The organism is Paenibacillus thailandensis (assembly GCF_042685365.1).
Classification (GTDB): domain Bacteria; phylum Bacillota; class Bacilli; order Paenibacillales; family Paenibacillaceae; genus Paenibacillus_AP; species Paenibacillus_AP thailandensis.
Map to the genome: position 1 here is coordinate 139439 of NZ_JBHUMY010000007.1, position 25661 is coordinate 165099.

The 25661-nt window shown below is 56.6% G+C and carries 24 protein-coding genes; 11 read left to right on the plus strand and 13 right to left on the minus strand.

Annotation, left to right across the window (positions count from 1 at the left end):
• Positions 1 to 5: 5 nt before the first annotated feature.
• The gene (locus ACFSW5_RS08365; protein WP_379271368.1) at positions 6 to 1124 is read right to left on the minus strand and encodes an EamA family transporter; all 1119 of its coding nucleotides are present in this window, start codon (positions 1122 to 1124) and stop codon (positions 6 to 8) included.
• Positions 1125 to 1501: 377 nt separating this feature from the next.
• On the opposite strand from ACFSW5_RS08365, the gene ACFSW5_RS08370 reads away from it, so the two are divergent.
• Genes ACFSW5_RS08370 through ACFSW5_RS08380 form a run of 3 tightly spaced genes read left to right on the plus strand, consistent with a single transcriptional unit; the run spans position 1502 to position 4126 of the window.
• On the plus strand, positions 1502 to 2497 hold the full coding sequence (locus tag ACFSW5_RS08370; protein WP_379271370.1) for an ABC transporter ATP-binding protein: 996 nt from the start codon (positions 1502 to 1504) through the stop codon (positions 2495 to 2497).
• The gene (locus tag ACFSW5_RS08375; protein ID WP_379271372.1) at positions 2494 to 3297 is read left to right on the plus strand and encodes an ABC transporter permease; all 804 of its coding nucleotides are present in this window, start codon (positions 2494 to 2496) and stop codon (positions 3295 to 3297) included. Before ACFSW5_RS08370 ends, ACFSW5_RS08375 begins: the two co-directional genes overlap by 4 nt.
• The gene (locus ACFSW5_RS08380; RefSeq protein ID WP_379271375.1) at positions 3281 to 4126 is read left to right on the plus strand and encodes an ABC transporter permease; all 846 of its coding nucleotides are present in this window, start codon (positions 3281 to 3283) and stop codon (positions 4124 to 4126) included. The genes ACFSW5_RS08375 and ACFSW5_RS08380 overlap by 17 nt, the downstream gene beginning before the upstream one ends.
• Here the strand turns inward: ACFSW5_RS08380 and hisJ are convergent.
• The 7 genes from hisJ to ACFSW5_RS08415 all read right to left on the minus strand — a co-directional run bounded on the left by hisJ (position 4123) and on the right by ACFSW5_RS08415 (position 13405).
• Positions 4123 to 4980: a histidinol-phosphatase HisJ gene (gene hisJ, locus ACFSW5_RS08385; RefSeq protein WP_379271377.1), complete on the minus strand. Its 858-nt coding sequence runs from the start codon at positions 4978 to 4980 to the stop codon at positions 4123 to 4125. The two genes, ACFSW5_RS08380 and hisJ, sit on opposite strands and share 4 nt — an antisense overlap.
• Positions 4981 to 5077: 97 nt before the next feature.
• Positions 5078 to 6301, minus strand: a complete 1224-nt coding sequence (locus tag ACFSW5_RS08390) for an MFS transporter (RefSeq protein WP_379271380.1) — start codon at positions 6299 to 6301, stop codon at positions 5078 to 5080.
• A gap of 143 nt (positions 6302 to 6444) precedes the next feature.
• On the minus strand, positions 6445 to 7626 hold the full coding sequence (locus tag ACFSW5_RS08395) for an efflux RND transporter periplasmic adaptor subunit (RefSeq protein WP_379271382.1): 1182 nt from the start codon (positions 7624 to 7626) through the stop codon (positions 6445 to 6447).
• Between the two features lie 15 nt (positions 7627 to 7641).
• Positions 7642 to 10743: an efflux RND transporter permease subunit gene (locus ACFSW5_RS08400; RefSeq protein WP_379271384.1), complete on the minus strand. Its 3102-nt coding sequence runs from the start codon at positions 10741 to 10743 to the stop codon at positions 7642 to 7644.
• A gap of 220 nt (positions 10744 to 10963) precedes the next feature.
• A complete protein-coding gene (locus ACFSW5_RS08405) occupies positions 10964 to 12379 on the minus strand; it encodes a sensor histidine kinase (RefSeq protein ID WP_379271386.1) in 1416 nt (471 codons plus the stop codon).
• A complete protein-coding gene (locus tag ACFSW5_RS08410) occupies positions 12376 to 13053 on the minus strand; it encodes a response regulator transcription factor (protein WP_379271389.1) in 678 nt (225 codons plus the stop codon). The genes ACFSW5_RS08405 and ACFSW5_RS08410 overlap by 4 nt, the downstream gene beginning before the upstream one ends.
• Entirely contained in the window at positions 13046 to 13405 is a 360-nt protein-coding gene (locus ACFSW5_RS08415; protein WP_379271391.1) for a winged helix-turn-helix transcriptional regulator, read from the minus strand. Before ACFSW5_RS08415 ends, ACFSW5_RS08410 begins: the two co-directional genes overlap by 8 nt.
• A gap of 157 nt (positions 13406 to 13562) precedes the next feature.
• On the opposite strand from ACFSW5_RS08415, the gene ACFSW5_RS08420 reads away from it, so the two are divergent.
• The 4 genes from ACFSW5_RS08420 to ACFSW5_RS08435 all read left to right on the plus strand — a co-directional run bounded on the left by ACFSW5_RS08420 (position 13563) and on the right by ACFSW5_RS08435 (position 16541).
• On the plus strand, positions 13563 to 14285 hold the full coding sequence (locus tag ACFSW5_RS08420) for a DsbA family oxidoreductase (RefSeq protein WP_379271394.1): 723 nt from the start codon (positions 13563 to 13565) through the stop codon (positions 14283 to 14285).
• Positions 14278 to 15291 carry an LLM class flavin-dependent oxidoreductase gene (locus ACFSW5_RS08425; RefSeq protein ID WP_379271396.1) on the plus strand — a complete coding sequence of 338 codons (1014 nt, stop codon included), beginning with the start codon at positions 14278 to 14280 and terminating at the stop codon, positions 15289 to 15291. Before ACFSW5_RS08420 ends, ACFSW5_RS08425 begins: the two co-directional genes overlap by 8 nt.
• A gap of 260 nt (positions 15292 to 15551) precedes the next feature.
• Positions 15552 to 16190: a metal-dependent hydrolase gene (locus tag ACFSW5_RS08430; RefSeq protein WP_379271399.1), complete on the plus strand. Its 639-nt coding sequence runs from the start codon at positions 15552 to 15554 to the stop codon at positions 16188 to 16190.
• Positions 16191 to 16214: 24 nt separating this feature from the next.
• Entirely contained in the window at positions 16215 to 16541 is a 327-nt protein-coding gene (locus ACFSW5_RS08435; protein ID WP_379271401.1) for a hypothetical protein, read from the plus strand.
• A 162-nt stretch (positions 16542 to 16703) separates the two neighbouring features.
• On the opposite strand, the gene ACFSW5_RS08440 is transcribed toward ACFSW5_RS08435, so the two are convergent.
• Positions 16704 to 17126 carry a GNAT family N-acetyltransferase gene (locus tag ACFSW5_RS08440; RefSeq protein WP_379271404.1) on the minus strand — a complete coding sequence of 141 codons (423 nt, stop codon included), beginning with the start codon at positions 17124 to 17126 and terminating at the stop codon, positions 16704 to 16706.
• A gap of 155 nt (positions 17127 to 17281) precedes the next feature.
• On the opposite strand from ACFSW5_RS08440, the gene ACFSW5_RS08445 reads away from it, so the two are divergent.
• Entirely contained in the window at positions 17282 to 18658 is a 1377-nt protein-coding gene (locus ACFSW5_RS08445) for an aminotransferase-like domain-containing protein (protein ID WP_379271407.1), read from the plus strand.
• A gap of 31 nt (positions 18659 to 18689) precedes the next feature.
• On the opposite strand, the gene ACFSW5_RS08450 is transcribed toward ACFSW5_RS08445, so the two are convergent.
• Together ACFSW5_RS08450 and ACFSW5_RS08455 are read right to left on the minus strand one after the other, a co-directional pair.
• On the minus strand, positions 18690 to 20804 hold the full coding sequence (locus tag ACFSW5_RS08450) for a pectate lyase family protein (RefSeq protein ID WP_379271814.1): 2115 nt from the start codon (positions 20802 to 20804) through the stop codon (positions 18690 to 18692).
• 576 nt (positions 20805 to 21380) lie between these two features.
• Positions 21381 to 21656: a hypothetical protein gene (locus tag ACFSW5_RS08455; RefSeq protein ID WP_379271409.1), complete on the minus strand. Its 276-nt coding sequence runs from the start codon at positions 21654 to 21656 to the stop codon at positions 21381 to 21383.
• Between the two features lie 225 nt (positions 21657 to 21881).
• Here ACFSW5_RS08455 and ACFSW5_RS08460 point away from each other — a divergent pair, with 225 nt between their 5' ends.
• A complete protein-coding gene (locus ACFSW5_RS08460; RefSeq protein ID WP_379271413.1) occupies positions 21882 to 22562 on the plus strand; it encodes a class I SAM-dependent methyltransferase in 681 nt (226 codons plus the stop codon).
• A gap of 260 nt (positions 22563 to 22822) precedes the next feature.
• Positions 22823 to 23233 (plus strand): acyl-CoA thioesterase, encoded by a 411-nt coding sequence (locus tag ACFSW5_RS08465; RefSeq protein ID WP_379271416.1) that lies wholly within the window; start codon positions 22823 to 22825, stop codon positions 23231 to 23233.
• A gap of 24 nt (positions 23234 to 23257) precedes the next feature.
• Here the strand turns inward: ACFSW5_RS08465 and ACFSW5_RS08470 are convergent, their stop codons facing one another.
• The gene (locus tag ACFSW5_RS08470; protein ID WP_379271418.1) at positions 23258 to 24109 is read right to left on the minus strand and encodes a hypothetical protein; all 852 of its coding nucleotides are present in this window, start codon (positions 24107 to 24109) and stop codon (positions 23258 to 23260) included.
• A gap of 379 nt (positions 24110 to 24488) precedes the next feature.
• Here ACFSW5_RS08470 and ACFSW5_RS08475 point away from each other — a divergent pair, with 379 nt between their 5' ends.
• Complete coding sequence (locus ACFSW5_RS08475; protein WP_379271420.1) at positions 24489 to 24965, plus strand: hypothetical protein; 477 nt, start codon at positions 24489 to 24491, stop codon at positions 24963 to 24965.
• A 51-nt stretch (positions 24966 to 25016) separates the two neighbouring features.
• On the opposite strand, the gene ACFSW5_RS08480 is transcribed toward ACFSW5_RS08475, so the two are convergent.
• The gene (locus ACFSW5_RS08480) at positions 25017 to 25652 is read right to left on the minus strand and encodes a TVP38/TMEM64 family protein (protein WP_379271422.1); all 636 of its coding nucleotides are present in this window, start codon (positions 25650 to 25652) and stop codon (positions 25017 to 25019) included.
• Positions 25653 to 25661: the final 9 nt, after the last annotated feature.

A 25661-nucleotide genomic window follows, 5' to 3' on the forward strand; every position in this document is an offset into this window, starting at 1 on the left:
CCGTTCTAACCTCCTAATAAACGCAGCAGAACAATACCGCAAAAAGCGCCCGCCATTCCGGCGATCTCCAGCCTTGTGAACCTCTCCTTCACCACGAAACGCGTATATAGCAGCACAATGAGCACATTAAGCGCCGTGACCGCCGACACCAGCCCGGCCTTGCCGTAGCCGAACGCGGTAACGATCAGCATCATGCCGGCTGCATTCGTCAGGCCGACCAGCATGCCCGCTCCAAACGTGCGCCTTGCGGTCCACGGCCTCCCGCCGAGGCTCTCGCGAACCTCGACCGACGCATCCGTCTCGCGTGCCTTACCCGGTGCATCGGTGTTCGACTCCGCTTCGCGCACGGCATCCGAAGCCGCGGCAAGCGGCACCGCACACGCGTCGTACTCGCGGCTTGCCGCACCGGCTTGCTCCCCGCTTCGCAGTCCGGATGCCTCCCCGGCTTCCCCCCTCGCGTCGAAGCTCTCTGCGCCCGACCCATCCGTCTCGCGTGCCGCGATCCGGGCTTGGGCTTGGGACGCCGACGCCGCCTCATTCCTTATATCCTTTGCCCACCAGAGCGCAAAACAAACGGCCCCTGCCGCAAACATATAAAATAATGTCGGAAAAAGCGGAGCGCCCAGCTTCGTCGACCAGGAACCGGACAAGTCGTTGCCGGCAAACATAAGCAGCGCAAGCAGCGCCCACTGCGCGCCCTGCCAGTTGCCTGCCGCCAAGTCGTTCGAGTACCGGATCAGCAGAATGCCGGCCACAATAACGACAAACGCCGCAAGCTGGTAGCCGTTCAAAGATTCATTCCAAAACAAATAAGCCAGCACGACGACCAAAACCGGCGGAAGCGCGGTAATAATCGCCACCAGCGACGCTTTGCCTACTTCAAAGCCCTTGAACATGCTGGCGTTCGCAATAAACGAGAACAACCCCATCTGAATGCCGACCAGCGCGGACAACGTCCATGTCTGGCCCGATAGGACTGCAGCCGCCAGGCTGACAATCGCCCCCATCGTAAACGTGCCGCACAGCAGCACGGTGCGGCTGAGCGGAAGCTTGCTAGCCGCGTGATAAAGAATCCCTCTCAACCCGAAACAAACCGCCGCCAACACGGCGAACCCTATCCACATCAAAGGTGCCTGACCCCACTTTCGTTTTTCATGCTAAACTCGATGACGTATGAAGCCGCTGTTAAGGACCGTCTTTTCAATCATAGTCAGCAGCTCCGCCGGTTTGCAATACAAAATCAGGTAAATATTTATTGAAAAAGGGATTGCCACACCTGACACACCGTGTTAATATGTGGAAATAAAAACCGGAAGGGCTTCTAGGGATCCGACTCCAACGAGGATGTGGCGAACCAAGCGAAGCCGGCTCGGGCTTAAGTCAAGTCCGCGCAACACCGTGAGGGATAAAAGACCTTCGGAAAGTTCCGCCTGCAATCGGGCGCAGCTTGACCGAAGGTCTTTTTTGGCTTCCGGCGGAAAAGATCGAAGGAGGTCTAGGAATGGAATCCATACGAGTGGAACGGCTGGAAAAATCGTTTCGCGTCAAAACGAAGCAGGAAGGCTTTCGCGGCAGCCTGAAGGCGCTCGTCAAGCCGCAATGGACGGACAAAAAGGCGGTCGAAGGCATTACGTTCTCCGTCCGCCAAGGCGAAACCGTCGCCTTCCTCGGCCCTAACGGCGCCGGCAAATCGACGACGATCAAAATGCTGACCGGCATCCTCCATCCGACCTCCGGCCGCGCCGAGGTGCTCGGCTGTTGTCCGTGGGCCGAACGGACGAAGCTCGCTTACCGCATCGGATCGGTGTTCGGACAAAAATCGCAGCTGTGGTACCATCTGCCTCCGGCCGATACGTTCGAGCTGATGAGCCGCATTTACGAGCTGAGGCGCGACGCGTACAAGCGAAGGCGGGACGATCTGATCGACCGGTTCGAGCTTGGCCCGTATTTGCATACGCCGGTGCGCAAGCTGTCGCTCGGCGAAAGAATGCGCTGCGAGATCGCCGCTTCGCTGCTTCACCGGCCGCAGGCGCTGTTTCTCGACGAGCCGACGATCGGCCTCGATGTCGTCGTCAAGCAGCGCATCCGCGAGCTGATCGTCGAGCTGAACAAGGAGGAGGGCACGACCGTCTTCCTGACGTCGCACGACCCCGGAGACGTGGAGAAGCTATGCGACCGGGCAATCGTCATTAACAACGGAAGCCTTGCGTTCGACGGGCGCGTGGAGGAGATGAAACGGCAGTTTTTGACCCATAAAACGGTACAGCTTGCGCTCGAAGAAGATCCGGGCACGCTGGAGCTGGAAGGCGTCGAAGTGACGGCGAAGGAAGGCGCACGGCTGACGCTTAGCGTCGACACCGAAACGACCGCGATCGAGACGGTTCTGGCCGCCGTTATGACCCGCCACCGCATCGTCGACATGACCGCGCAGGATCCGCCGATGGAGGATGTCATCACCCGCATTTACGGGCAATGCCGGAAGGAGGCCGCCGGATGAACGTTCTGACGAAGCCGTCCAAGTACGTATTTATCGGCAAAATCTCCATCCGCAACCAGCTCGCTTATATGGCCGATTTTTTGACCCGCTCGCTTTTTTTGCTCCTGATCCTCTACATCTTCATGCAGCTGTGGCAAACGACGTACCGCGGCGAAGGAACGGCTTCCATAGCCGGCTACACCTTTCGCCAAATGTTGTGGTATCTCATCGTGACGGAATCGATCGTGCTCGCCTCCCCAAGCCTGTGCGTCAAAATCGAAGAAGAGGTCAAAAGCGGCGACGTCGCTTTTAAGCTGATCCGTCCGGTAAGCTTTATCGGATTCCATTACACGGAATATATAAGCGAAGCGGCCGTCCGCTTTGTCGTTAATCTGCTGCTCGGGACGGCAATCGGGCTGCTCCTGGTCGGCCCTCCGGACATCGGGCCCGGGCTCGCCTGGCTTCCGCTGATGGCCGTCGGCGGCTTTACGGTTCATTTTATGCTGAGCATGCTGGTCGCTTTAACCGCCTTCTGGGTGGAAGAGACGCGCGGTCTGGAATTCGTGTACAACAAAATCCTGTTCACCGTCGGCGCCATGCTGATGCCGCTGGAGCTGTTCCCGGAGGCTCTGCAGCAGGCAAGCCGGTGGCTGCCGTTCCAGACGATCGTCTACTTTCCGGCCAAAACGGCCGTCGCCTTCGATCCCGGCGATCTGGCCCGCATGCTGGCGACGCAATGGGCATGGGTGTTCGTAATCGGGCTGGCCGTATGGGCCATGTACAGGAGAGGGGTGGCAAAGCTCAATGCAAACGGCGGATAAAATCGAACGCCTGCCGATCAGCGAGCAAGGCGAGCCGGGCCGGGCACGCAGGCTGGTCCGGTTCGTCTGGCAAAGCTGGAAGCTGAATCTGGCGGGCGCCATGGAATTTCGGCTCAGCTTCTCGCTGTCGGTCGGCACCATGATGATCAACAACATCGTTTGGATTGTTTTTTGGGGCATGTATTTTCAGCGATTTCCCGTTCTGAACGGCTGGGAGCTGAGGGACGTGGCGATGCTGTGGGCGGTCGCCGCCGGCGGCTTCGGACTGATGTTGTCCTTGTTCGGCAATGCGACCCGCCTCGCCAACCTGATTGCGACAGGGCAGCTGGACGTCTATCTGGCTCAACCGAAGCCGGTGCTGCTCCACGTGCTGATCAGCCGCATGTCCGTCAGCGCGATCGGCGACTTTTTGTTCGCTTTGCTTGTTTTTGCCGCTTTTGGCGATTTATCGATTCTCGGCATCGTCAAGTTCGCGCTTTCGCTTGTGCTGTCCACGCTTATTTTTATTTTCTTTTCGGTTATAAGCGGAAGTCTCGCCTTCTGGATCGGCAATTCGGAAGGTCTGAACATCCAGCTGATCAACGCCCTGCTGACGTTCGCCACTTATCCGACAGGCATCTTCCGCGGCTTTGGCAAAATCGTCCTGTTCACCGTCATCCCCGCGGGGTTCATCAGCTTTATGCCGATCGGCCTGCTGAAGGAGACCGATTGGACTTTTTTGGCCGGCGCGGCGGGTATGGCCGCCTTGCTCTGCATCGCCGGCATATCCGTCTTCCATCTAGGCTTGCGCCGGTACACGTCCGGAAACCGGATCGGGCTGCGAAGTTAATCCGCCTGAACTTTGGCCATTAGCCGCTCGAAAACGTCGTATCCGCGGCCGACATGCGCCGGACTGTGGGAGTCGGAGCCGTACACAAGCGGAATGCCGCGTTTGACCGCCTCCCGCAATATCCATTCCGGCGGATACACCTCTTTGCATAACGGCTGGAACAAACCGGCCAGATTGACGTCGAGCTCCATCCCTTTGGCCTGCGCCTTGTCCAAAATACGGAGGATGGCGTCGTTGCAGCAATCGGGATCGGCCGGCGTCACGGCGTCTTTATACTTGTGGATAAGCGTCAGATGGCCGAGCCGCTTCGGCTTGTACGGGCCGAGGTCGGCCTCGATGCTTTGCTCCACCGCTTCGTAATACGCTTGGTAGACCCGCTCGACGCTGCCGTAATAATCGACTAATCCTTCCTTGAAATCGTCCGCGGTATAATCGACGCAGCGCCAGCCGCCGCGGCCCGGCAAGAAATGGACCGACAGCACGCCGTCCTCCAGCCGCGAACCGCAGCGGTCCAGCAGCTCCTTCGTCCATGCCTCCATACCGGGAATATAATCGACCTCCAGACCGACAAGCAGCTTGATCCGATCGCTGTATTTCGTTTTCAGCTCTTCCGCCATGCGAAGGTAATCGTCAAGCCGCTCCATCGGCATGGCCAGCTCGTCAATCAAAGCCTGTCCGTTCGGAATGCGGGAAGTCAGCTCCTCCGGAAGCGGCGGATGCTCCGTCAAGCTGTACGTCCCGAAGCCGAGCTCGGCGGCTCTGTTGACATAAAGCTCCGCATGGTCGCCCGACCCGTGATAACAAAAGTGGGTATGCGTATGTCCGTCCCTGCGGACGATGGGTTGACTGGTCATAGCCCATCCCTCCTCGATTCATAGGTTTAGATCGCTGCGAACGGCCGGCGCTCTTCCCGCCCCGCACGCTTGGTGCCGGCTTCCGCGGCCGTCAATATCACTCGCGGCCGAAGCAATACGGCAGCACAAACTGCGTCAGCGCAAGCCCGATCATGACAACACCCAGCACGTAGCCGCTCAAATTGTCCGCCGATCCGATCAGCAGCAGAATCGACACTGCCCGGCCGATCGATAAGAACAGCTCGCGCACAACCATCGATTCGACGCGAAGCTGTCCGCGCAGCGGCAGCTGCGCGATCGTCTTGTAGTGATACGTGGACAAGCTGTTCGACTGCCACGGCGCCACAAAGCTGTTTAATACAAGAAATATTAGCACGGTAACGAGATTGACGTCCATCACAAGCAGCATACTGCCGAGCAGCAGTCCTCCCGCCGCCATGAACGCGTACGCTTTGTTCAGCTCGGGACGGCCGATCCGGGCTTGTATCATTCCGGAAAGCATCCCCGTTACAGACAGCAATATCGTCAAATAACCTACGCTGTCCTCCCTGCCGGTAGCCTGATACAGCAAAATATTCGGCAGAAACAGCATCACGCCCTGAAACAGCCCAAGCACGAGAAAACCGTAAAGCGACCGCGTCCATTCCGGCTTCGTACGAAGCAGACGGGGAACGCTCATCAGAAAATACCCCTTATGCGACGCGGCTTTTCCCTTCATGGCCAAAGTTACGCATACGCTAGCGGCAAACGTAAAAAAAGCGACCGCAAACGTAATCATATAGCCGGCCAGCCCTTCCGAACGGCTGATCATCCAGCCGGCCAGCGCCGGGCCGACCAGTCCGGCGAAGGTGAAGGTGACGGTGTTAATGCCAAAAAAACCAAGCCGGTTATGCTCCGTCGTCACGTCGTAGGACAAAACGAGAAAACCGACCCAATAAGTGCCGCCGATCAGCCCCGCCACAAGCGCCACGATCGGGTAATAAACAACGACGTTCTCCTGCAGCGCAATGACGATTAAGTAGAATAACGCGCTTAAAAATACGCCCAGCCGATACGGCAGCAGCGAATGCTTTCGTTTGCCCAGCCAGCCCGAGAGCGCAAAACCGGCTACTCCCGCCGTCACGGACAACAGCGTGTACATGCCGTTGACCCATACGCTTTGCGTAAGCCGCCAAAGGTATAAATTGAGAAATACTCCCGCCATGGAGCTGCCCAGCTGATACAGCGCATGCATCGCCAGAAGCAGCTTCACGTCGCGGCCAAGCCGCTTCTCGGGCGGGACTGCCGCTTTCTTCAACATAAGCGGAACAGGCAAAGACATAAATACGGCACCTTCTTGTCGAATCGTAGTAGAATCTGATGCCTTTATTCTACTCCGACAAGAAGATGCCGTATATTGTAACATTTGAAGATGATTTTTACGATATGAACCGGAGGTTAACCGTTAATCGGAAGGACTCGCGGCTACTCGGCGGCAGCCTTGGCAACCTCAACCTGCTGGCCGTCGGTCAGCGAATGCTGACCCGAGACGATAATTTGCTCGCCTTCCTTCAAGCCGCCCAATATTTCCTGATACGCGCCGTTAATGCGGCCCAGCTGCACTTCCCGTTTCTCGGCCGTCGAGCCGTTCAGCACGAAGACGAACGTCTGGCTGCCTTCGCGGACGATGCTAAGGGAAGGAACGGCAATCTTCACTTCCTCTTGCTCCGTCGTTAACTGAACCTGTACCCTGTCGCCCGGCTTCAAGCTGCCGTCCTTGTTGTCCGCGGCCAGCTCCAGCGTGTACATCTTCGTCGTCGCGTCCGGCAGCTCCGCAAGATAAACGACCTGGGCTTTTTTCTTTTTCGTCGAATCGCCCGAGGCGTAATAAACGATTTCTTTTTTGTTGCGGGCAAGCTCCGCATATTCTTCGCTCAGGTCCGCCGTAATTTTCACCTGATCGATGTTTTGCAGCGTTCCGACCGGGGAGCCTGCCGACAACGTCTGGCCGACCTGCGCCGTAACGCCGGTCAGAATGCCGTCGGCCGGAGCGGTAACGCTGTAATTGTCGAGCGCGGTTTGCGCTTGCTCCAGGCTGGTCCGAGCCGAAACGACCTGCGCTTCCAGCTGCGCAAGCGAATTGGTGCTGTCGAAGGCCGACAGCTGCTGCTTGGCCGTATCCAGGCTTCTTTTGGCGTTGTCGATCGTGGTTTGATCGCCCGAGGCGACAGCCTCTTTATACGCGTCTTCAAGCTGCGTGACCGAATTGACAAGCTGCATCCGGCTTGCCTTGTTGTTTTCTCTTGTAGCCTCAAGCGTTTGTTCGGCGCTGGATAACGCCGCTTGAGCGGTTTCCACGCTCATGACGGCCGTATCCGATTCAAGCCGGAGAATGACTTCGCCCTGCTTCACGCGCTCCCCGTTATGCTTGACGACCTGCACGACGTCCCCGCCCGCTTTCGCGACAACGTTCAAGTCTACGGCCGCGCTTACCGTCGCGACCTGCTCGCGCGGGTCGCCCATGCTTTGCTTCTCCACCGTTTGTACTTTCACCTGTCCTTGCACCGCCGCGATGTCGGCGGTCGTTCCCGCCGACGCGGAGCAGCCCGCAAGGGCTACCGCGGCGGCGGCAATCAGAACGGCACCTTTTAACGCATTCCGTTTCATTCCAGCAACCCCTCTCTACAATTCAATCCCTGTTTCGCCAGCGGCATCCGGCTTGCGATGCGAACGGCGCGAGAATCTATCCTTCACTCTCTCGAGCATTTCGTAAATAACCGGAACGACGACAAGCGTCAGAATCGTCGACGTCGTTAAGCCGCCGATAACGACAACGGCCAAGCCCTTCGATATAAGCGTTCCTTCGGACAACCCGAGCGCGAGCGGCAGCATGGCCGCGATCGTCGCGCCGGCCGTCATGATGATCGGACGAAGGCGGACTTTGCCGGCCTCTACCGTGGCGAACCGAACGTCGTGCCCTTCATGGCGAAGCTGCTGCGCCCGGTCGAGCAGCACGATGGCGTTCGTAATAACGATACCGATCAGCATCAGGAATCCGATCATCGACGTTACGTTCAGCGATTCGCGCGTAATGACGAGGCCGAGGATGCCCCCGATAACGGCCAGCGGCAGCGAGAACAAAATCGCGAACGGCGTGCCGGCGTTGCCGAAGCAGAGCACCATGATCAAATAAACGATCGCGACCGCGACGGCCATAGCCACAAACAGCTGCGTAAAGCTTTCTTGAATTTGCTCCGTGACGCCGGCCACTTGAGGCGATACGCCTTCCGGCAGCTCCAGGTCCTGCAGCGCAAGCGCGATCTGCGCGCTGATCGCGGCCTTGTTCTTGGAATCGATCGCGGCGTCGACCTTAACGATCTGGTAGCCGTCCTCGCGCGTCAAGGAAGCGGGCGCCTCCACCTCTTCCAGCTTGGCGACTTCGTTTAAGTAAACCGTTTCGCCGGTCGCCGACGTCAGCGGCATCCGTCCCAGCTGCTCGATCGAATTTTTGTCCGCCGGGTCAAGCTCGACCGAAGTCGTGTACAAGACGTTGTCCAGCCGGATGTCGCCAAGCTCCTGCTTGGATATCCAGGCTGCGGCGGCGGAACGGATCGAAGCGGCGGTTAAACCGAATTGGTTCGCCTTTACGTTGTCTACGTGGATTTGAATTTCCGTTTTGGCGTCGGACAGCGAATCTTCGATATCCTTCAGCTCGGGGAACTCCTGAAGCTTCGCTTTGACGATTTCCGCGGCTTGCTCCAGCGCTTCCTGATCGTCGCCCCTAAGCACGTAAGAGAAGTCGGTTGTCGTCATCCCTCCGCCCCCGCCCGAAAGCGACGAGATCGTAATCTCGGAGCCTTTCGGCAGCATGCTTAAGATCAACGGCTCGAATTGCTCTTTGACCGCGGCCGGGTCCGCGTTCTCGTTCACTTCGGTAATAATCTCGGCGGCGTAGGACGTCCGTTCGTCGTCGCCGTTATAGCCGACCAGCGTTTCGATAAAGGTAAACAGCGGATCGCCGTTCGTATCCTTCGATTCCCGCAGCAGCTCTTCCAGCTGCTGCGCCTGAAGGTCGGTGCTTACGAAGGAAGTTTCATACGGCAGCTTAATGCTGAAATTCATTTGCTTCGGCTCTTCGCCCATGTCCATGAAGTTCACGATCAGGAAAGGCGAAGCCCCGCCGATGGTTACGATAAACAGCACAAACGTAATGAGCAGCGTTTTGATTTTATGATTTAACGTCCATGTCAGCACTTTTTCGTAGAACAAGGTCGTTTTGCCGTCGGTATGTTCTTTATGCTCGGCTTTCTTCTTGCCTTTAAGCACCATCAGCTTGGCCATCATCGGTATGACGGTGAGCGCCACGACGAGCGAAGCCAGCAGCGCGGACGATACCGCCAGGCCGAACGGGCGGAACATTTCGCCGACGATGCCGCCGACCAAGGCGAGCGGCAGGAATACGGCCGCCGTTACGAGCGTGGAAGAGGTGATGGCCATCGCGACCTGCTTAACGGCCAGAACAATGACCGATTCGCCTTTCTCCTGCGCCTTTTCCAGCTGCGTGTAAATGTTTTCGATGACGACGATACTGTCGTCGACGATCCGCCCGACCGCGATAAAGATGCCGCCCAGCGACATGATGTTCAGCGTGACGTTCATGCTGTGCATCAAAATGAGCGTAATCAGGATGGACAGCGGGATCGACACGAGGACGATCGCGGTCATCCGCACGTTTCTCAGGAAGAGCAGAATCATGATCGCGGCAAGCACGATGCCCATCGCGCCTTCCTTCAGCAGGCCGTAGATCGATTTTTTAACCTCGTCGGCGCTGTCGTACGTCGTTTTAAACGTCAAATTCGGATATTGCTGCTCCCACTGCGCGATTTTTTCCTTAATTGCGCTCGAAAAATCGACGGCGTTGCCTTCGCTCGTTTTGTACAGATTGACGCCGATCGCCGGCTTGCCGTCCATCCGGGCGATAAACTCGGATTCTTTAATCGCTTGAATGTCGGCTACGTCGCTAAGCGTCAGCTTTTGTCCTTGCGCGGAAGTAAGCGCCAGATTTTCGAGAATGTACAAGCTGTCCAGATCGCCGCTGACGCGGGCCATCTGCTCCTTGCCGTCGAACTCCACTTGGCCGATCGCCCCGTCCAACAACGCGGATTGGATCACCTGGGTGACCGAAGACGGCGACAATCCGAACGCCGTCAGAGCGTCGGCGTCCAGCTTGATATCCAGCGACGTGTCCTGCACGCCGATGCTGTCGAGATGGTCCATATCGTCGACGGAGGTCAGACCCGGCTCGATGACGTTGCTGTACAAGTCGTCCAGCTGTTTCTGGGACATGCCTTCCCCGGCGTATACGGTCAAATAATAGGCCGGAATCGAGGCGAAGCCAAACGTCATGGCCTCCGGCTCCGAAGCCGCCTCCGGCAGCGAAACGTCTTGAAGCAAATCTTGTATTTCCTGCTTTTTCTTGTCTACGTCGACGCCTTGCTCGAACTGAACCATAACGGTTGACACGTTATCGCTCGAGGTGGAGCTGATTGCGTCGAGATCCGCCATGTTCTCCAGCTTCTCCTCGATCGGCTCCGTCACTTCGTCCATGACATCCTGCGGCGCCGCCGGATAATTGGTCATGACCATGACGAGCGGAAACGAAATATCCGGAATGTTCTCGACTTTTAACGAGGATGCCGAATAAAGCCCTCCTCCAAAAAGGATTGCGATAATAATAACCATGGCTGAAATGCGATTCATCGAAAAATGAAGCAATCCCTTCAAGCGGCACACCTCCTGTTACCCTTTTTCAACAAAACGTTCATCTTCCCTTCAACTCCTTCAAGCAGAAACGACTTCGTCGTCCTTGTCCAAGGACGAACCGTTTCGGCGTAAAACGCCATACTAATATCCAAGTTAACGCTCGAATATGAACTCACTATGAATCGATTCAAAGTTCATGAGAAAAATTTTATGGAAGCGCTTCGGAGACGAACGGCCGCGGTTAATACAGCCGGAATCTTTCCCGGAGCTCCTCTTGCCTGCGAAGCTCCTTCAAGCCGGACGGTATCGATACCGTCACTTCCGTTCCGCCCGAAGCTCTCGGCCTTGCCTGCACGGTACCTCCGTGCAGCGTGACGATTTTCTTTACGATGGCAAGTCCGAGGCCGCTGCCGGGCACTTTTTTGTCCCGGGACTGATCCCCTTTGTAAAATCTTTCGAAGATCCGCTCCCGGTCCTCCGGACGAATGCCGCTGCCCGTATCCGATACGGTAACGGCCACTCTCTCGCCTGCGGACTTGACGGCAAGCTCGATCGAGCCCCCTTCGGGCGTAAACTTGATGCTGTTGCCCACCAGGTTCAGCCATACCTGATTCAGCTGGTCGGCATCGGCATAAACGATAACCTCCCCGTGCAGCCTCAGCTTGACGTTCAGCTTTTTGGCGCTCCAATGCGGCTCGCAGGCGAGCACGACCTCGCGGAGCTGTTCCGCCAGATCGAAGCGCGTCCGCTCGAACGGATGATGCTCCGAGTCGAGCGAGGCGAGCTGCAGAAGGCTGTCGCTCAGACGGGACAAGCGCTCGCTTTCGTTATGGATGATCCGCAAATACCGCTGCCTCGTTTCCTCGGGAATGTCCGGCCGCTGCAGCGTCTTCGAAAAACCGGAGATGGTCGTAAGCGGCGATTGGATCTCGTGGGAGACGTTGGAGACGAACGACTGCCGCATCTCCTCCATCTGTTTAATTTCCCGGGCCATATTATCGAAGCTTCGGGCAAGATCGCCGATCTCGTCCTTCCTCCGCGTCCACTTCAGGTCGATGTCGAATTCCCCTCTGGCGATCCGCTCCATCGCTTCCTTCATGCCTATAAGCGGACGGACCAAAAAGGTTGCCGCCAAAACGACGAACAGGCTGCCGGCGGCAAGAAAAATCCCCATATCCTGAATGATGAGAAATCGCCATTCCATGCCCATATCTTCGTTCATCATCGTAATGACCATGGCGTAGGTTTCTCCGTCGATCCGAAGCGGGATGCCTACCTCGGCGATGCCATCGGCGTCCAAGAACCGCTTGTAGCTTACGCCTTGCAGCACGTTCAAAATATCTTGTTTGCCGGCAAGCAGCTGCAAGGAGGAATCGGCGTTGCCGTAACGCGTCAGCCGCCCTTCGGCGTCGAAAATGCTAACCCGGAAATTGTTCCGGTAATGCTTGTTTTTCATGTAATATTCGGCCTGCTCGATATCGAACATCTCGTAAATGGAAGCTACGTCCTCGGCATAGCCTTCTAATTGCGTATAGAAACTGTCGCGTATCCGGTCCTTGTTAACGACGATCATATACAAATACGCGCAAGAGACGCCGAGAAGGACGGCGGCGACGAAGGTGGCGACAATGCGTACGTACAGCGACTTGCCGATCATGCCTTCATCTCGAGCTTGTAGCCGAGCCCCCGCTTGGTCACGATCGAGAAGGCCGTTCTTTCCTCGGGAAACCGTTCCCGAAGCCGTTTAATATGTACGTCGACCGTGCGCTCGTCGCCGTAATAGTTCGTGCCCCAAATTTGCTGGATGAGCTGGTTGCGGGTATAAATTTTGCCCGGATTGCTGGCCAGCTTGAACAGCAGCTCGAATTCCTTTACCGGCAGCGGAACCGGTCCGTCCTCCCACACGGCTTCGTAACGGTTTTTATCCAGAACGACATTGCCGACCGGCAGCTTCGAGGAAGCCTCGATCTTGTACCGGCGAAGCAGGTTTTTCACCCTAACGGCCAGCTCGAGGGGGTCGAACGGCTTGACGAGGTAATCGTCGGCTCCCATGTTAAAGCCTTTGATCTTTTGCGTCGTTTCTCTTTTGGCGGTAACCATAATAATCGGAACTTCGGGGTAATGCTCCTTAATATGCGAACATAGCTCCCAGCCGTCCATATCGGGCATCATCACGTCCATCACGACAAGGTCCACATGACGTTTGCGCATTTCTTTGACCGCTTCCTTGCCGTTGCCGGCTTCCAGTACCTGAAACGCTTCTTCCAGCATATAGAACCGAATAAGCTCCCGAATATCCGGGTCATCGTCTACGATCAAAATATTAGCCATCACTGGTCTTTCCTTCCGTCTGTGCTTGATTTGCCATATATTTCGCCCCCCAGTCGTCAAGCTGCTGCAGCACGGGCAACAGCTCGCGGGCAATGGGCGTAAGCGAATATTCCACCTTGGGCGGCACCTCGCGGTATACTTCCCGGTGAATAAGGCCGGATTTCTCCATATCGCGCAGCTGCTGGGTCAGCATCGACTGGGTGACAAGCGGGATCGCCCGCTGCAGCTCGCTGAATCTTTTTTCCCCCTCCCGCAGCTCCCATAAAATAATGATTTTCCATTTGCCGGAAATCAAATGTTGCGCTTGAACGATTGGACATTCCTCGAATGCGGCGTTGGATTTGGCACTCATGACAATCTTCCTTCCTTGCAGCCGGCCAAGGCAGTATGATTTTGCATACTACCTATGAAAATCCGTAGTACTTGTGCTTCGCTGTTATTTTCTATAATCTTAGAGTAATTTCCGGGCGTTGTCATCGCCTCGGTCTGAAGGAGGATTTGGTATTACGATGAAAGTCGAGATTTGGTCCGATTATATATGTCCCTTCTGTTATATCGGCAAACGGCGGTTCGAAGCCGCGCTCGCCCGGTTTGAACATAAGGAAGGCGTCGAGGTCGTTTACAAAAGCTTTGAGCTCGATCCGAACGCTCCCCGCGATTTCGGCTGCGACGTCCATGACATGATAGCCAAAAAATACGGGATGAGCCGAGAGCAGGCCGTCGCCAACCATGCGAATTTAACCGGTCAGGCCGCTCAGGTCGGGCTGGAGTACCGATTCGACGAAGCGATATTAACTAATACGTTCGATGCTCACCGTTTGTCTCATTTTTCCGCATCGCGCGGCAAAGCGGCGGAGATGACCGAGCGGCTGCTGCGCGCTTATTTTACGGAGGGCAAGCATATCGGCGACCATGAGACGCTGGCCGATCTGGCCGCGGAGGTCGGGCTGGACCGCGGGGAAGCGCTGCGCGCGCTGCAGGACGGCGGCTACGCCGGCGACGTTCGCGCCGACGAGGAAGAAGCCGCGCGTCTTGGCGCGAGAGGCGTGCCTTTCTTCGTCATCGACCGCAAATACGGAGTGTCCGGCGCGCAGCCGCCGGAGGTGTTTCTGGAGGCGCTGAACAAAGCATGGGAAGAGAGCGCGCCGCTTACGGTCGTAGGCGGAGACGCGGACGTATGCGGAGACGACGGGTGCGCCGTCCCGGGACAAGGAGGGTCAAACGATGATTAAGCTTGGCGTTCTCGATCAGGTTTACGTCAGCGAAGGAAGAACGGCAACGGACGGCTTGTACGAAGCGACGAAGCTCGCCCAAGAGACGGAGAAGCTCGGGTACGCCCGGTTCTGGGTGTCCGAGCACCATTCGATGAGGGCGCTCGCCTTTTCGAGCCCCGAGGTGCTCATCGCCCATCTGGCGGCGGCGACGTCCAGCATCCGCGTCGGCTCGGGCGGCATCATGCTGCCGCACTACAGCGCGTACAAGGTCGCCGAGAACTTCCGGCTGCTCGAAGCGCTTCATCCCGGCCGGATCGACCTCGGACTCGGACGCGCGCCCGGCGGAATGCCGCTGGCGACGCGGGCGCTGCAGCAGGACAAATACGTCGACATTAACAAATACCCGCAGCAGGTGCTCGATATTGTCGGCTACTTCCACGACAAGCTGCCGGCGGGTCATCCGTTCGAGAAGCTGATCGCTTCGCCCGTTATTCCGACCGCGCCGGAAGTATGGCTGCTCGGCTCCAGCGGCGAAAGCGCGAGAATTGCCGCCATGCTGGGCACCTCCTATGCGTTTGCGGAATTTTTCGGCACGCCGGGCGGCGAGGAAGCGACGCATTACTACAACACGCATTTCGAGCCGAATGAGGCGCTGGAGGATAAACCCCGGTCGATGATCGCGACGCTGGCCATCTGCGCCGAGACCGAAGAGGAAGCGGACCGTCTGGCGCGGAGCGCGGACCTGTTGTTCCTCGGCATCCGCACCGGCCTCGAAATGCCGTATCTGCCGTCGGTGCAGACGGCGACGGACTATCCGTATACGGAGATGGACCGGCTGCATATTCAGCAAATCCGCCAGCGCCGCGTCATCGGCACGCCCGCCCAGGTGAAGGAGCAGCTGCTCCGGATGGGCGAAAGCTACAACGTGAGCGAAATATTGATCAACACGCCGATCCACGATCCGGAGGCGCGCATCCGCTCGTACGAGCTGATCGCCAAGGAATTCGGCATGACGGGGAAATAAGACGCCGCTGACGCGACGATACTCGTTTCAAAGATCGCAAGAATAAACGGAGAACCCGCAATTGTATTCTTACATGCGGGTTCTCTTTCTATTTCCAAGCAATGATCTCTTATCCGTCCGGTCCTGTACAGCCGTCTCCCGGACATGTATAATAACAAAGCAAACATATGTTTGCTTTGGCCGTTTAGCCGCCGCACAAGCGGCTCGAGCGGCATCATCCACCGTGCCCCCAGGGCAACAAACATCGGGAGGGGCCATGCATGAGAGGAACGACACATCTGGCGATCGGCGTCGGAATCGGCGTCATCGCATCGGCGTATTATCCGTTTACCGCCACCGCCGCCGCTTTGTACATCGGGACGGCCGCCTTCTCCGCCCTTAGCGCGGACTTGGACGGGCCCAGCATGCTGAGCAGCAAAATCGGCAAAGTATCCAAGCTGCTCCGAAATGTGATGTTATGGGCCGGCATTCTGCTGGCCGCTTTTACGGCGGGACTTTACGCCGTGAAAGGCGTTTTTTCCCTTGAGCTGACCGCCGCGTCGGCCGTCGTCCTGCTGATCGGATTTATAACGAAGCAGGGCTTTATCCGGAACGCCTTGGTCAGCGCCATCGGCGCCGGTCTTGTGTATGCCGGGTGGTCTCTCGGGAAAAGCTGGCTGATCGGCCTGGGCGTATTTATCGTATGGGCGCCATGGCTGAGCCACCGCGGACTGACGCATACGCTGTGGGCGGTGCTGGCGTGGGGATGGATCGGGACGGAGCTGGAGAAGGATATCGGTCTTGAGGGCATCGCGAATGCCGCCATAGCCGGATACGTCTCCCATCTGCTCGCCGACACGCTGACGACGAACGGCGTGAAATGGCTTTATCCTTTCTACAAAAAGTCATTCAAACTTTAACTTTATGCACGGGAGAACGAAACGATGAGCAACAAGGAATTAGAGAAGCAAATTATTGAAAGCTACCGGCGGGACGAGCAAATGATGATTCTTGTGTTCGCCCAATGGTGCGTCAACAACGGGCTTGACCCCGTCGAGCTGTACGGACGCGCTTATCCGGATCAGGGAGCCAACGAAGCGCTGCAGCAAGCATTGTCTTTAACGGTGCCTAAGGAAGAGGCCGGCGATATCCCGCACGAGACCGTGCTTGGCGTATTGTCGCTGTACAATAATGTCGATCTGTCGTTTGTCGTGACGGAGGAGATCGGCAAGCTTAAACGGCGCCAAGCCGGGACGCCTTCCTCGTCCTAGACAAAGGACGAACCGTTTCGGCGAGAAAGTAAGCCCGGCATCAGATGCAAGGCTTCCGCGCCGTCGATCCTTCCGGAGAGAAGGCGCGGTAAGCTTGCCAATCCGCGTTGCGGACGGACCGGACAATCAGTCAGCCGGCGCTGCATGGCTTAGCAACCCCGGTTACGGAGTCGCGGCCCGCTCCAGTCTTAGCGCTTCCGCCCGTTGGAAGCCGAACTGCTCGTACAATCCGTGGGCGTCGCGGGTAGCCAGCATTTTGTTCGTCGGCTGTACGTCCGGGTGCGCGAGCATCGTTCGGACCAGCCATTTGCCAAGCCCTTTTCCCCGGTGCCCCGGATCGATGATGACGTCGCAAATGTAGGAAAACGTCGCCCCGTCGGTAATGACCCGGGAGAATCCGGCCTGCTGCCCGTTCTCGTCATAAATGCCGAAGCATAAAGAAGCATCGATGCCGGCTTCGATCGTGGCGCGGCTTCTTTTCGAGGACCAATAAGCCGTTCCGAGCAGCTCCGCGATTTTGTCCCGATCGAGCCTTTCTTTCGAATCGCTGATCCAATAAGGCAACAGTTCATGTTTGCGCTCCATCCGTATCCCTCCGCTTCGTTTGGGAGTCTGCCGCCGGAAGCCCTTTGCCTTCGGCTGCCGCAGCCTGCCGTATCCGAAGTATAATGGATACAACCGCCTGCCAGACAGGATAAAATTCGGCGGCTGTACCCATACAGACGAAAGGGGCCGCAAGCGTGAACAAATACGAAGCCATTACGTCCAAGCTGAAGGAAGCCGTTCGGACCGGCGCGATTAAGCCCGGAGACAAGCTGCCGTCGCTGCGGGAAACGGCGGAAGCCTACGGCTGCAGCATCAATACGGCGATTCGCGCATACGGCGAACTGGAGAAGGAACGGCTCATCTACGCCGTGCCCAAAAGCGGATACTTCGCGGTGAGCCGGCCTGTCCCGAAAGAGAACGGGCCGACCGTTATCGCCGATTTCGCTTCGGCCGTTCCGGACCCGGAGGTCATGCCGACCGACGCGTTCCGCCAGTGCTTGAACCGGGCGATTGAGCTATACCAGGACCTGCTGTTCGCTTATTCCGATCCGCAAGGCTTCCCTTCGCTTCGCCGGTCGCTTGTGCGGCATCTCGCGGCGGCGCAAGTATTTGCCGACATCAACCATATTTCCGTCGTGTCGGGCGCACAGCAGGCGCTGCACATCCTGGCGGGGATGCCTTTCCCGAACGGCGGCGAAGCCGTTCTGATCGAGCAGCCCGCTTTCGCCGGGATGGTACGGACGCTGCAGCTTCTTCGCGTGCCGGCCGTCGGCATTTGCAGGACGGAGGCCGGCTTTGACATACAAGAGCTGGAGGCCCGGTTTCAAAGCGGCAGGATTAAATTTTTTTATACGGTGCCGCGCTTCCACAACCCGACCGGCTTCAGCCTGCCGCGTCGGCAGAAGGAGGAGATTGTCCGTCTCGCGGAACGCTACGGCGTCTATATTGTGGAGGACGACTATCTGGCCGACCTCGAATGCGACAGGAAGAACGACCCGCTTTACAGCTTGGACGGCAGCGGACACGTCGTTTATGTCAAAAGCTTCTCCAAAGTCATGCTTCCCGGTCTCCGTCTCGCCGCGGCGGTCGTGCCGGACAAGCTGCTGGAGACGTTCCGCAGGTTCAAATCGTCGGCCGACTCCAGCACGGCCGCCTTGTCGCAGGCGGCTCTGGAGCTGTATTTGGAAAGCGGCCTGTTTGACCGTCATGCCGCATCGATGCGGGAACGCTATACGGGACGGATGGAGGCGCTGCGCATCGCCGCACGGGATCTGTCGGACGGCTTCTGCCGGATGGACGTGCCTGCCGGCGGCTTGTTCGCAACCCTATACCTGCCGGAGCACGTCGATCCGGTTACGCTTGCCGGCCTGCTCCGCGATCGCGGCGTAACGGTCATGCCCACGGACGGCTGCTACTTGCCCGGCTCCGCTTACCCGAAAGGGCTGCGGATCGGCATCATCCGAACCAATGAAGCGCAAATCGCCGCAGGCCTTCGGATCGTCCGCGAAGAAATCGAACGCTTGCAGCAGAAGCGGCTTCGGCTGCTTCGCTCTTCCATACACTGGATCTAGCGAAGCGGCGCGAAGCCGCAACTCGTTAATATTAATAATCGGTGAGCAGCCAGTTGGCTTTCGCCCACGTCAGCTTGCCCGCTCCCGCCCCGTTCGAGGCCGTTAATCTGGCCTGCAGGGAAGCGGGATCGTCCGTCGCATAGCTGTACGGCAAATTCGTAAAGCCGTTCCATGAGAAAGCGATCGCCGGGGCCGGCACCGGAGCCAGCGGGCTGCCGGAGGATTCGCTGCCTCCCCGGTACGAAACGCCGTTCAGCGAATAGATCGTGTCGAGGACGCGGATTTTGCCCGTATAGCTTGCGTCTTCCGGATCGGTCTGGTTGTTGCGCACCGGGGACGCGATATCGGTGATAACCGATTTTTCGACCAGCACCGCGCCGTTTTCCGTGGAAATCGCGCCGTTGCTCGTCACGCCGAATTTATAGCCCTTGGAAGAGAGCGCTGCCTCCATCGCCGGCGTTATTTTTTGCTTGGCCACCCATGCGTCCGCATTATCCATGACGATATTGTAGGCATGCGCGTTGCCTCCGCGAAGGCGGGGCATCCGATCCTGGATGTCTTTGTAATAGTTATGGTGCAAAGTGACTTCCAGCTCGGCATTGTCCGAAGCGAATTCCGTCGCCCCGACCAGATGTCCTTTCTTCTGGCTTGCCGCAACCGCAATAATGTCCGCTTTGCTAAGGCCTACCGCGCTGCTGCGCAAATAAGCGTACATCGGATAAGCCGGCGGATTCGCTTCAAGCGCGTTAATTTGCTGCGTGACCCAGCTTCCGGAACCGCCGTCGTCGCCCTGGAACACCGACCAGGAGATCGTCACGCCGCTCGTTCCCTTCTTCACGTCCACCAATCCGTCATACGCTTTATTGAAGGTGCAGTGGTCAATCCACACCTTGCTCGATTCTTCGATCGTCAAGTAATCCCAGTCGTTCCGGTCGTAATCCCCTTTGCTCGATTCGTCCCACTCCCACAGCTCGTCAAACTCCAGATTGCGGATGATGACGTTGGAGCTGCGCTTAATCGTGAAGGCCGCATGCTTGATCTTCGCCCCGTTGGCGGAAAAAATCGTCAGCCCGTTGAAGCCGTCGATCGTGATTTTGCTTACGCCGGTCTCCAGCAGCACCGGATGCGTCAACGGCGTATTATGGGCGGCAAAAGGAGAAGTTTGGGCCGACGCCGGAATTTCGTTCCAGCCCAAATTCAAATCGTTCATAATTTCCACCACTTTGACGCCCGAGCCTCTCTTCAAGGCAGCGCCCAGTTCCGCCGCCGTATACACTTTCCGGTAGGCGGAATCGGTTTCCGAAAGGTTGCCCCCGCCGGGATTGCCGGATGAAAATCCGGTCAAATCGTATTCGCTTTGCGTCCCGGGCGAAGAAGACGGACTCGGAGTCGGACTTGGCGTCGGTTCCGGAGTTGCCGTCGGCGTCGGAGTTGCCGTCGGCGTCGGAGTTGCCGTCGGCTCCGGCGAGCCGGTTGGCGTCGGCTCCGGCGTTGCCGTCGGCGCAGGGCTTGGCGAAGGTACTGCTCCCGCGTCCGATACGACGATATTGTCGTATTTCACGGCCGCCTTGGCCACAAGGCCGATGCCGCCGGAAGCGATGGCGCTGTCCGAAGCCGTCAGCTCCAGCACGCCGTTTACGTAAGCGTTAATGGTCGATCCCGCCAGCTCCAGCTTTACGTTGTAAACGGTCCCCGCGGCAAGCGGATACGTCTTGGAAACAAGCGTAGAGGAGGACCCTCCGCTTTTTTTCCGGATTTCCAGCTTGCCTCCGCTGCTGTTATAGAGCGACAAGGCATAATAATTGTTCCCGTCCTGATACCTTCCCGCAACTAACGCCCGGTTCGAGCCGCCGAAATCCTCGACCGTCACGTCGGCGGACACGCTGTAGTCCGTCCATGCCGCGTCGCCTGCGGAAGAGCGGGCTTCCGTGCTCGTCCCCGATTGATAGTAAACATAGCCGCTTCCCTCCTGCTCGACAGACCAGGTGCCGTATTGAACCGTCCAGCCGTCGGCATTGCCGTCCTCAAAGTCGTCGCTGAACTGCACCGCAGCCGATGAAACGCCTCCAAAATAAAATAAGCCGGCCATAAGCGACAAGCATACGATTAACGAAACGATCGCTTTAGGCCGCCGAGTTTTCCCCATAGCGAACAAAACCGTTCCTCCTCTCAATAAATACGATGAATACGATGAATCCAACGTTCTGCCTGTATGCTCTGCCGGCAACCCGGCATGCAGCAAATCGATAACGTTGACGCTTGCCGCCCGCATTCCCCCTTCCGTTCCGACGGCCGTTCAGACCGTCTCGTTCAGGAGCCGACCCGCCCCTGCCGAGGCACGGCCATGCTGCCGTTGCTTTTACTATCGCGTTCGTCCCGGGTTTCAGCAATAATCAGTTCATTAGAAATCGCAACTCCAAATACGACGCGAACGGCCATAACCGGTTACGGCCGTTGACCAAGGGATAAAGGAACACGTAAAATCCAACATAAAAAAGCCGCTTTGGGCATCAGCCCAAAACGGCTCTAAATATCCGGCGCTCAAAGAGCCCGGATAGCTGCTCCTATGATAATCGGATATGCCGAACTCCATGAACGGCTTGGACAAGTACCAGGCGCGATCCGTCCAATTCGCCGAGCCTATCCGGATCCAAAAAGAAATAAACCCGGCCGGACATCTTCGCTAGAAGACGTTACGACCGGGTTTGTCATGTTAAGCCGGTTAGTCAAGAACGCTGGAAATAAGATCTTGGTCAATAATTTGACGTTCGATCACTTCCGCATTTTTTTCCAGGCAATTGCAGTAATAGTCTTTGTGGCAGATCGGGCACGGAACGTTGAGCAAGCGGGTAACCCCGGTCATCTTCCATTCAGGGTCCTTCTTGAAAAACACCCTGCCCTTGGCGCCTTCGCCAAGCGTAATAATGAACTGGTACAAGCCAGCTTTCTCGTTTTTGTCGGAAGCGGCAATGCCTCGAATTTGCAGTTTAGCGTTCATATTGATCACCTTATCTTTTATTAAAGTGCTCCGTAATAATACCGCTATTGTTCATCGAAGTCAAGTCGGGCGCAAAACCCGTCCCGCCATTCGTTTCCGCCGCCATTATAAGTTCAACCTATAAACTTGATATTATTTATATATTTCTTGTTTCTACCCTGTTCTTTTACAATGAAAGCAACCAATCCAGATTGGAACAAGACTCGGACCAAAGGAGGCAACGACATGAACCTGAACGTCAAACGGCAGTTCGACGCGGTCGCGAACGAATACGACAAGCAGCGGCGACAGCTTATTCCTTGCTTCGATCATTTTTACGGCATCGCTTTATCGCTGCTCGAAACCGATAAGGATTCGCCCGCGATTCTGGATCTTGGCGCAGGCACAGGACTGTTCTCCAGCATGATCTTGCAGCGGTTCCCTGAGGCGCGGCTCACGCTGATCGATTTCAGCGAGCAGATGCTGCAGGAAGCGCGGCAACGCTTCCGCAATTTCCCGAATGTCGATTATATCGCGGGAGATTATACCCAGCACGACTTTGCCGGAGCAAAATACGATATGATCGTCTCTTCCCTTTCGATCCATCATCTCCCTCACATGCAGAAACGGAATCTGTTCGTGAACTTGTTCGGCATGCTGGAGGAAGGCGGCTTATTCGTAAACGCCGACCAGGTGCAAGGCACAACGGCGTATACGGACGCCTATTACCGGAAGCGGTGGCTTAGCGCGATCCACGACAGCGGGCTGCCTCACGAAGCTATCGACGCTTCGGTGGAACGCCGCAAGCTGGACATTAACGCGCCTCTCGAGGATCAGCTCCGATGGATGACTCAGGCCGGCTTCGCCGACGTCGATTGCATGTTCAAATATTTCGATTTTGCCGTGTTGTTCGGACGGAAAAAATAACGCGCGGCAAACAAGCCCCGAAAGCTACTCGTACTAGAAGCTTCGGGGCTTGCCGCATTTTTAGCACGGCAAATAGGTTAAGGTTCACAAATTTCCATATATAAAGTAACCGGATTCCATTCATGAGTTGAAACGTTATTGCTAAACTGATCGTGTCAAGATGTTCGGAGGAGGACAGCCGCTCGTTTTATGCATGAGCGAAGATGTGCTATGGTATATAGAAAGCTGCAAGAGAATGCGGAAAGAAGGGAATAAACAAAATGAAAACGTCGCTGGAAATCGTCGTTCGCCCGACGGAAATCGACGTGAACGGCCATGTGAACAACGCCAAATATTTGGAGTATCTGGAATGGGGACGCGAAGAATGGTACGAGGCCGGGCAGCTATCCTATGACATGCTGAAGGCGCTTGGCGTCCAGACCGTTACGGTCAATATCAACATCAACTACCGCAAGGAATGCCGCCAAGGGGAACGGCTCTCCATTACGACCGAGCCGCAAAGCGTCGGCCGCAGCAGCTTCGTGCTGATGCAGCAAATATGGAACGAAGCGGGCGAGCTGTGCGCCGACGCGGCGGTTACGAGCGTGGCCATGGATTCGGCTACGCGGAAAAGCCGGCCCGTGCCGGACGAGCTTCGCCGCCTGTTCGGGCAGCCGACCGCCGGCGCCTAAAGCCGCCTTGACCGGGCGGCGGGTTTAACCGGCCGCTCCGTACGAACCTTTTTTGGCCGCTGCAAGCATCTGAACGACCGGAACGGCCGCCGCGATAAAGCAGACAAGCGCCGCCAAAGGCAAAGCGGACCATTGCAAGACGGTAACCCCAAGCATCGTCTGCCAGCCGACCGCGGCAAGACCAAGGATGTAGGCGATGCCCGTCCAATGGACGCGTACGGCGGCTTCGCGTTTGGACAAGTTTTTGCGCGCGGCCAGCCAAGCGGCGAACGGCACGGCTTGCAGCGCGTGGAAGCCAAGACCGTGAAGCCAAATCAAGTTGCCGGATAACCCGGTGTACCGCCCCCCGTTTAACGATATCCAGATCCCGGCCGCAAACGAAATCATAATGGCAATCGCCGCGTAACGCACGCTTAACACAAGCAAAGGATCCTTCTTATACGCTTTCGGAACAAAAAAAGAGACCGCAAACAGAATATAAAACAGCACTAACAGCAAAGCGACAAGCGCAAAGCCCGAAGCGACGGCGGCATTGAAGGCCGACCCGTCTTGCGTAAACCTCGGGTTCACGCCGCGGAAGTTTTGCACCGTTTCGGCGAAGTAGGCGTAAAGCGCAATCAGAATATAGCTCCATCGAAAAAACGCTCTCCCTTTAGCCCCAAGCGCCGAATAAGGGGCGACCGCGGCCGTGGAAAGCAGAAAGATCCCTAAAGCCGCGTTAAAGGAAAAAGCTTTCGATACGTCTCCTTCCGCGCCGATCTCTCCGCCGTACAGCAATGTCCACACGCCGCAAAAGGCCGCCAGCGCAAAACCGAGCAGCGCCGTCAGCACCAGCGCCGCCTCTCCTTGAAATAATTTGATCCGATTCGTGTTCATGCCTTTCCATCATCCTTCCCCAACCGCGTTTCAACGGTAATTTTTATCCCCAATTCGAAAGTAAGTTTTCGAGACCGAAAAACTTATTTCTATCTGATATGGTAAAGAAAGACGAGGCGGCATCCCACATGCCGTGGATGTATTTTCCAACCCTCCCGAAGACAGAGCCGGTTCCCGGACTTAAGGCGGGCAATGCCGGATAGGCGCAGCAGCATTATCCAGCTATAATGATTTTGAATCTACCAGAGGACGATTATCCGATGGATGTCCAGCATTTATTTAACGCCGTTGCGGATTTGTTTAGAAGGGAAGTTAGGAAATCGGGCGGGAAGCCAGATTAAGCGGCATGACAAGATAAAGCTATCGATGAGGTGTATTAATGAGATCGTTAAATCTCTTAATTGCAGGATTGATCGTCGTTATATTATTCGCTTCTTGCAGCAAGCAGGATAAACTCGAAATAAATTCTACTTCCTTCATGTACAGCGCCGATTCTTCTTCGGATCAAAAAATACAAGTCGAATTAAATGGATATTTCGACAACAAAGACAATTATTTTAAAGGGATTCTTAAAATAAATGATGGCATTGAATATCCAACCGTTTTGTTCTCGCCCGGATTGTCCGGACTGATTGCTTACAACGGAAAAGAACGGATCTACTTGGGCGAAATTTTCTTCGACAAAAATTCACAACATTTCACGCTCGAAATAAGCAACGCGGATCTATATTACTCTCTGACACACAGAAAATACGAAAACCAAAAACTGATTATAAGTTCTCCGGCAGAAAGCTTGGAGCAAGCCATCGAAATGAACAGAACGCTGAAGCTTCCAGTCATGACTCCGAATAAATAACTCATGCCTCCTGTCGCGTTCGTGACGGGAGGCATGAGGGCAAGTGCCGGTTTATCGCCGCTCGGCGGGCATTCCTTCTTCGTTTGCGCCTTCGGCCTTCGCGAACCGGGCCTCCAGCCATTTGCTGACGACATAAGAAACGGCCACGAACAAGACGACGTAAAGCAGCTCCAGAGGCTGGCGATAAAAGCGTTCGGCGTCATGGCCGATGATGGAGATCGACAGCACCATGACCGCTTTGCCGAACAGGATGGCGATCAGAAACGAGCGGAACGGCATTCGGGCCAGCGCCGCCGCGATGTTGATAATGACAAACGGCCCGACGGGAAACAAGCTGAGCAGGAACACGTAGCTGAAGCCGCTGCGGCGTACCCATCGGATCGCCTTGCTCACCTTCGGCTTGCTCGCCCACTTCCGGGCGAACGGATGCTCCGCAAGGCGCCGGAACAGCAGAAACGTCGTAATGCAGCCCGCTATCATGCCGAGCCACGAGTAAAGAAAACCCGCCCACAGGCCGTAAATGGCGGCGTTGACGCCTACGATGACAATCGTCGGCAGCGGCGGGACGAACGATTTCAGAAACGTAAGCAGCATGCCGGGCAGCGGGCCCAGCGACCGGTACTGCTCGACGAACCGGCGAATATCTTCTTCCGTTAGAGAAGAAAGCGATTGAATAATCGATGGCATAAGAGGACT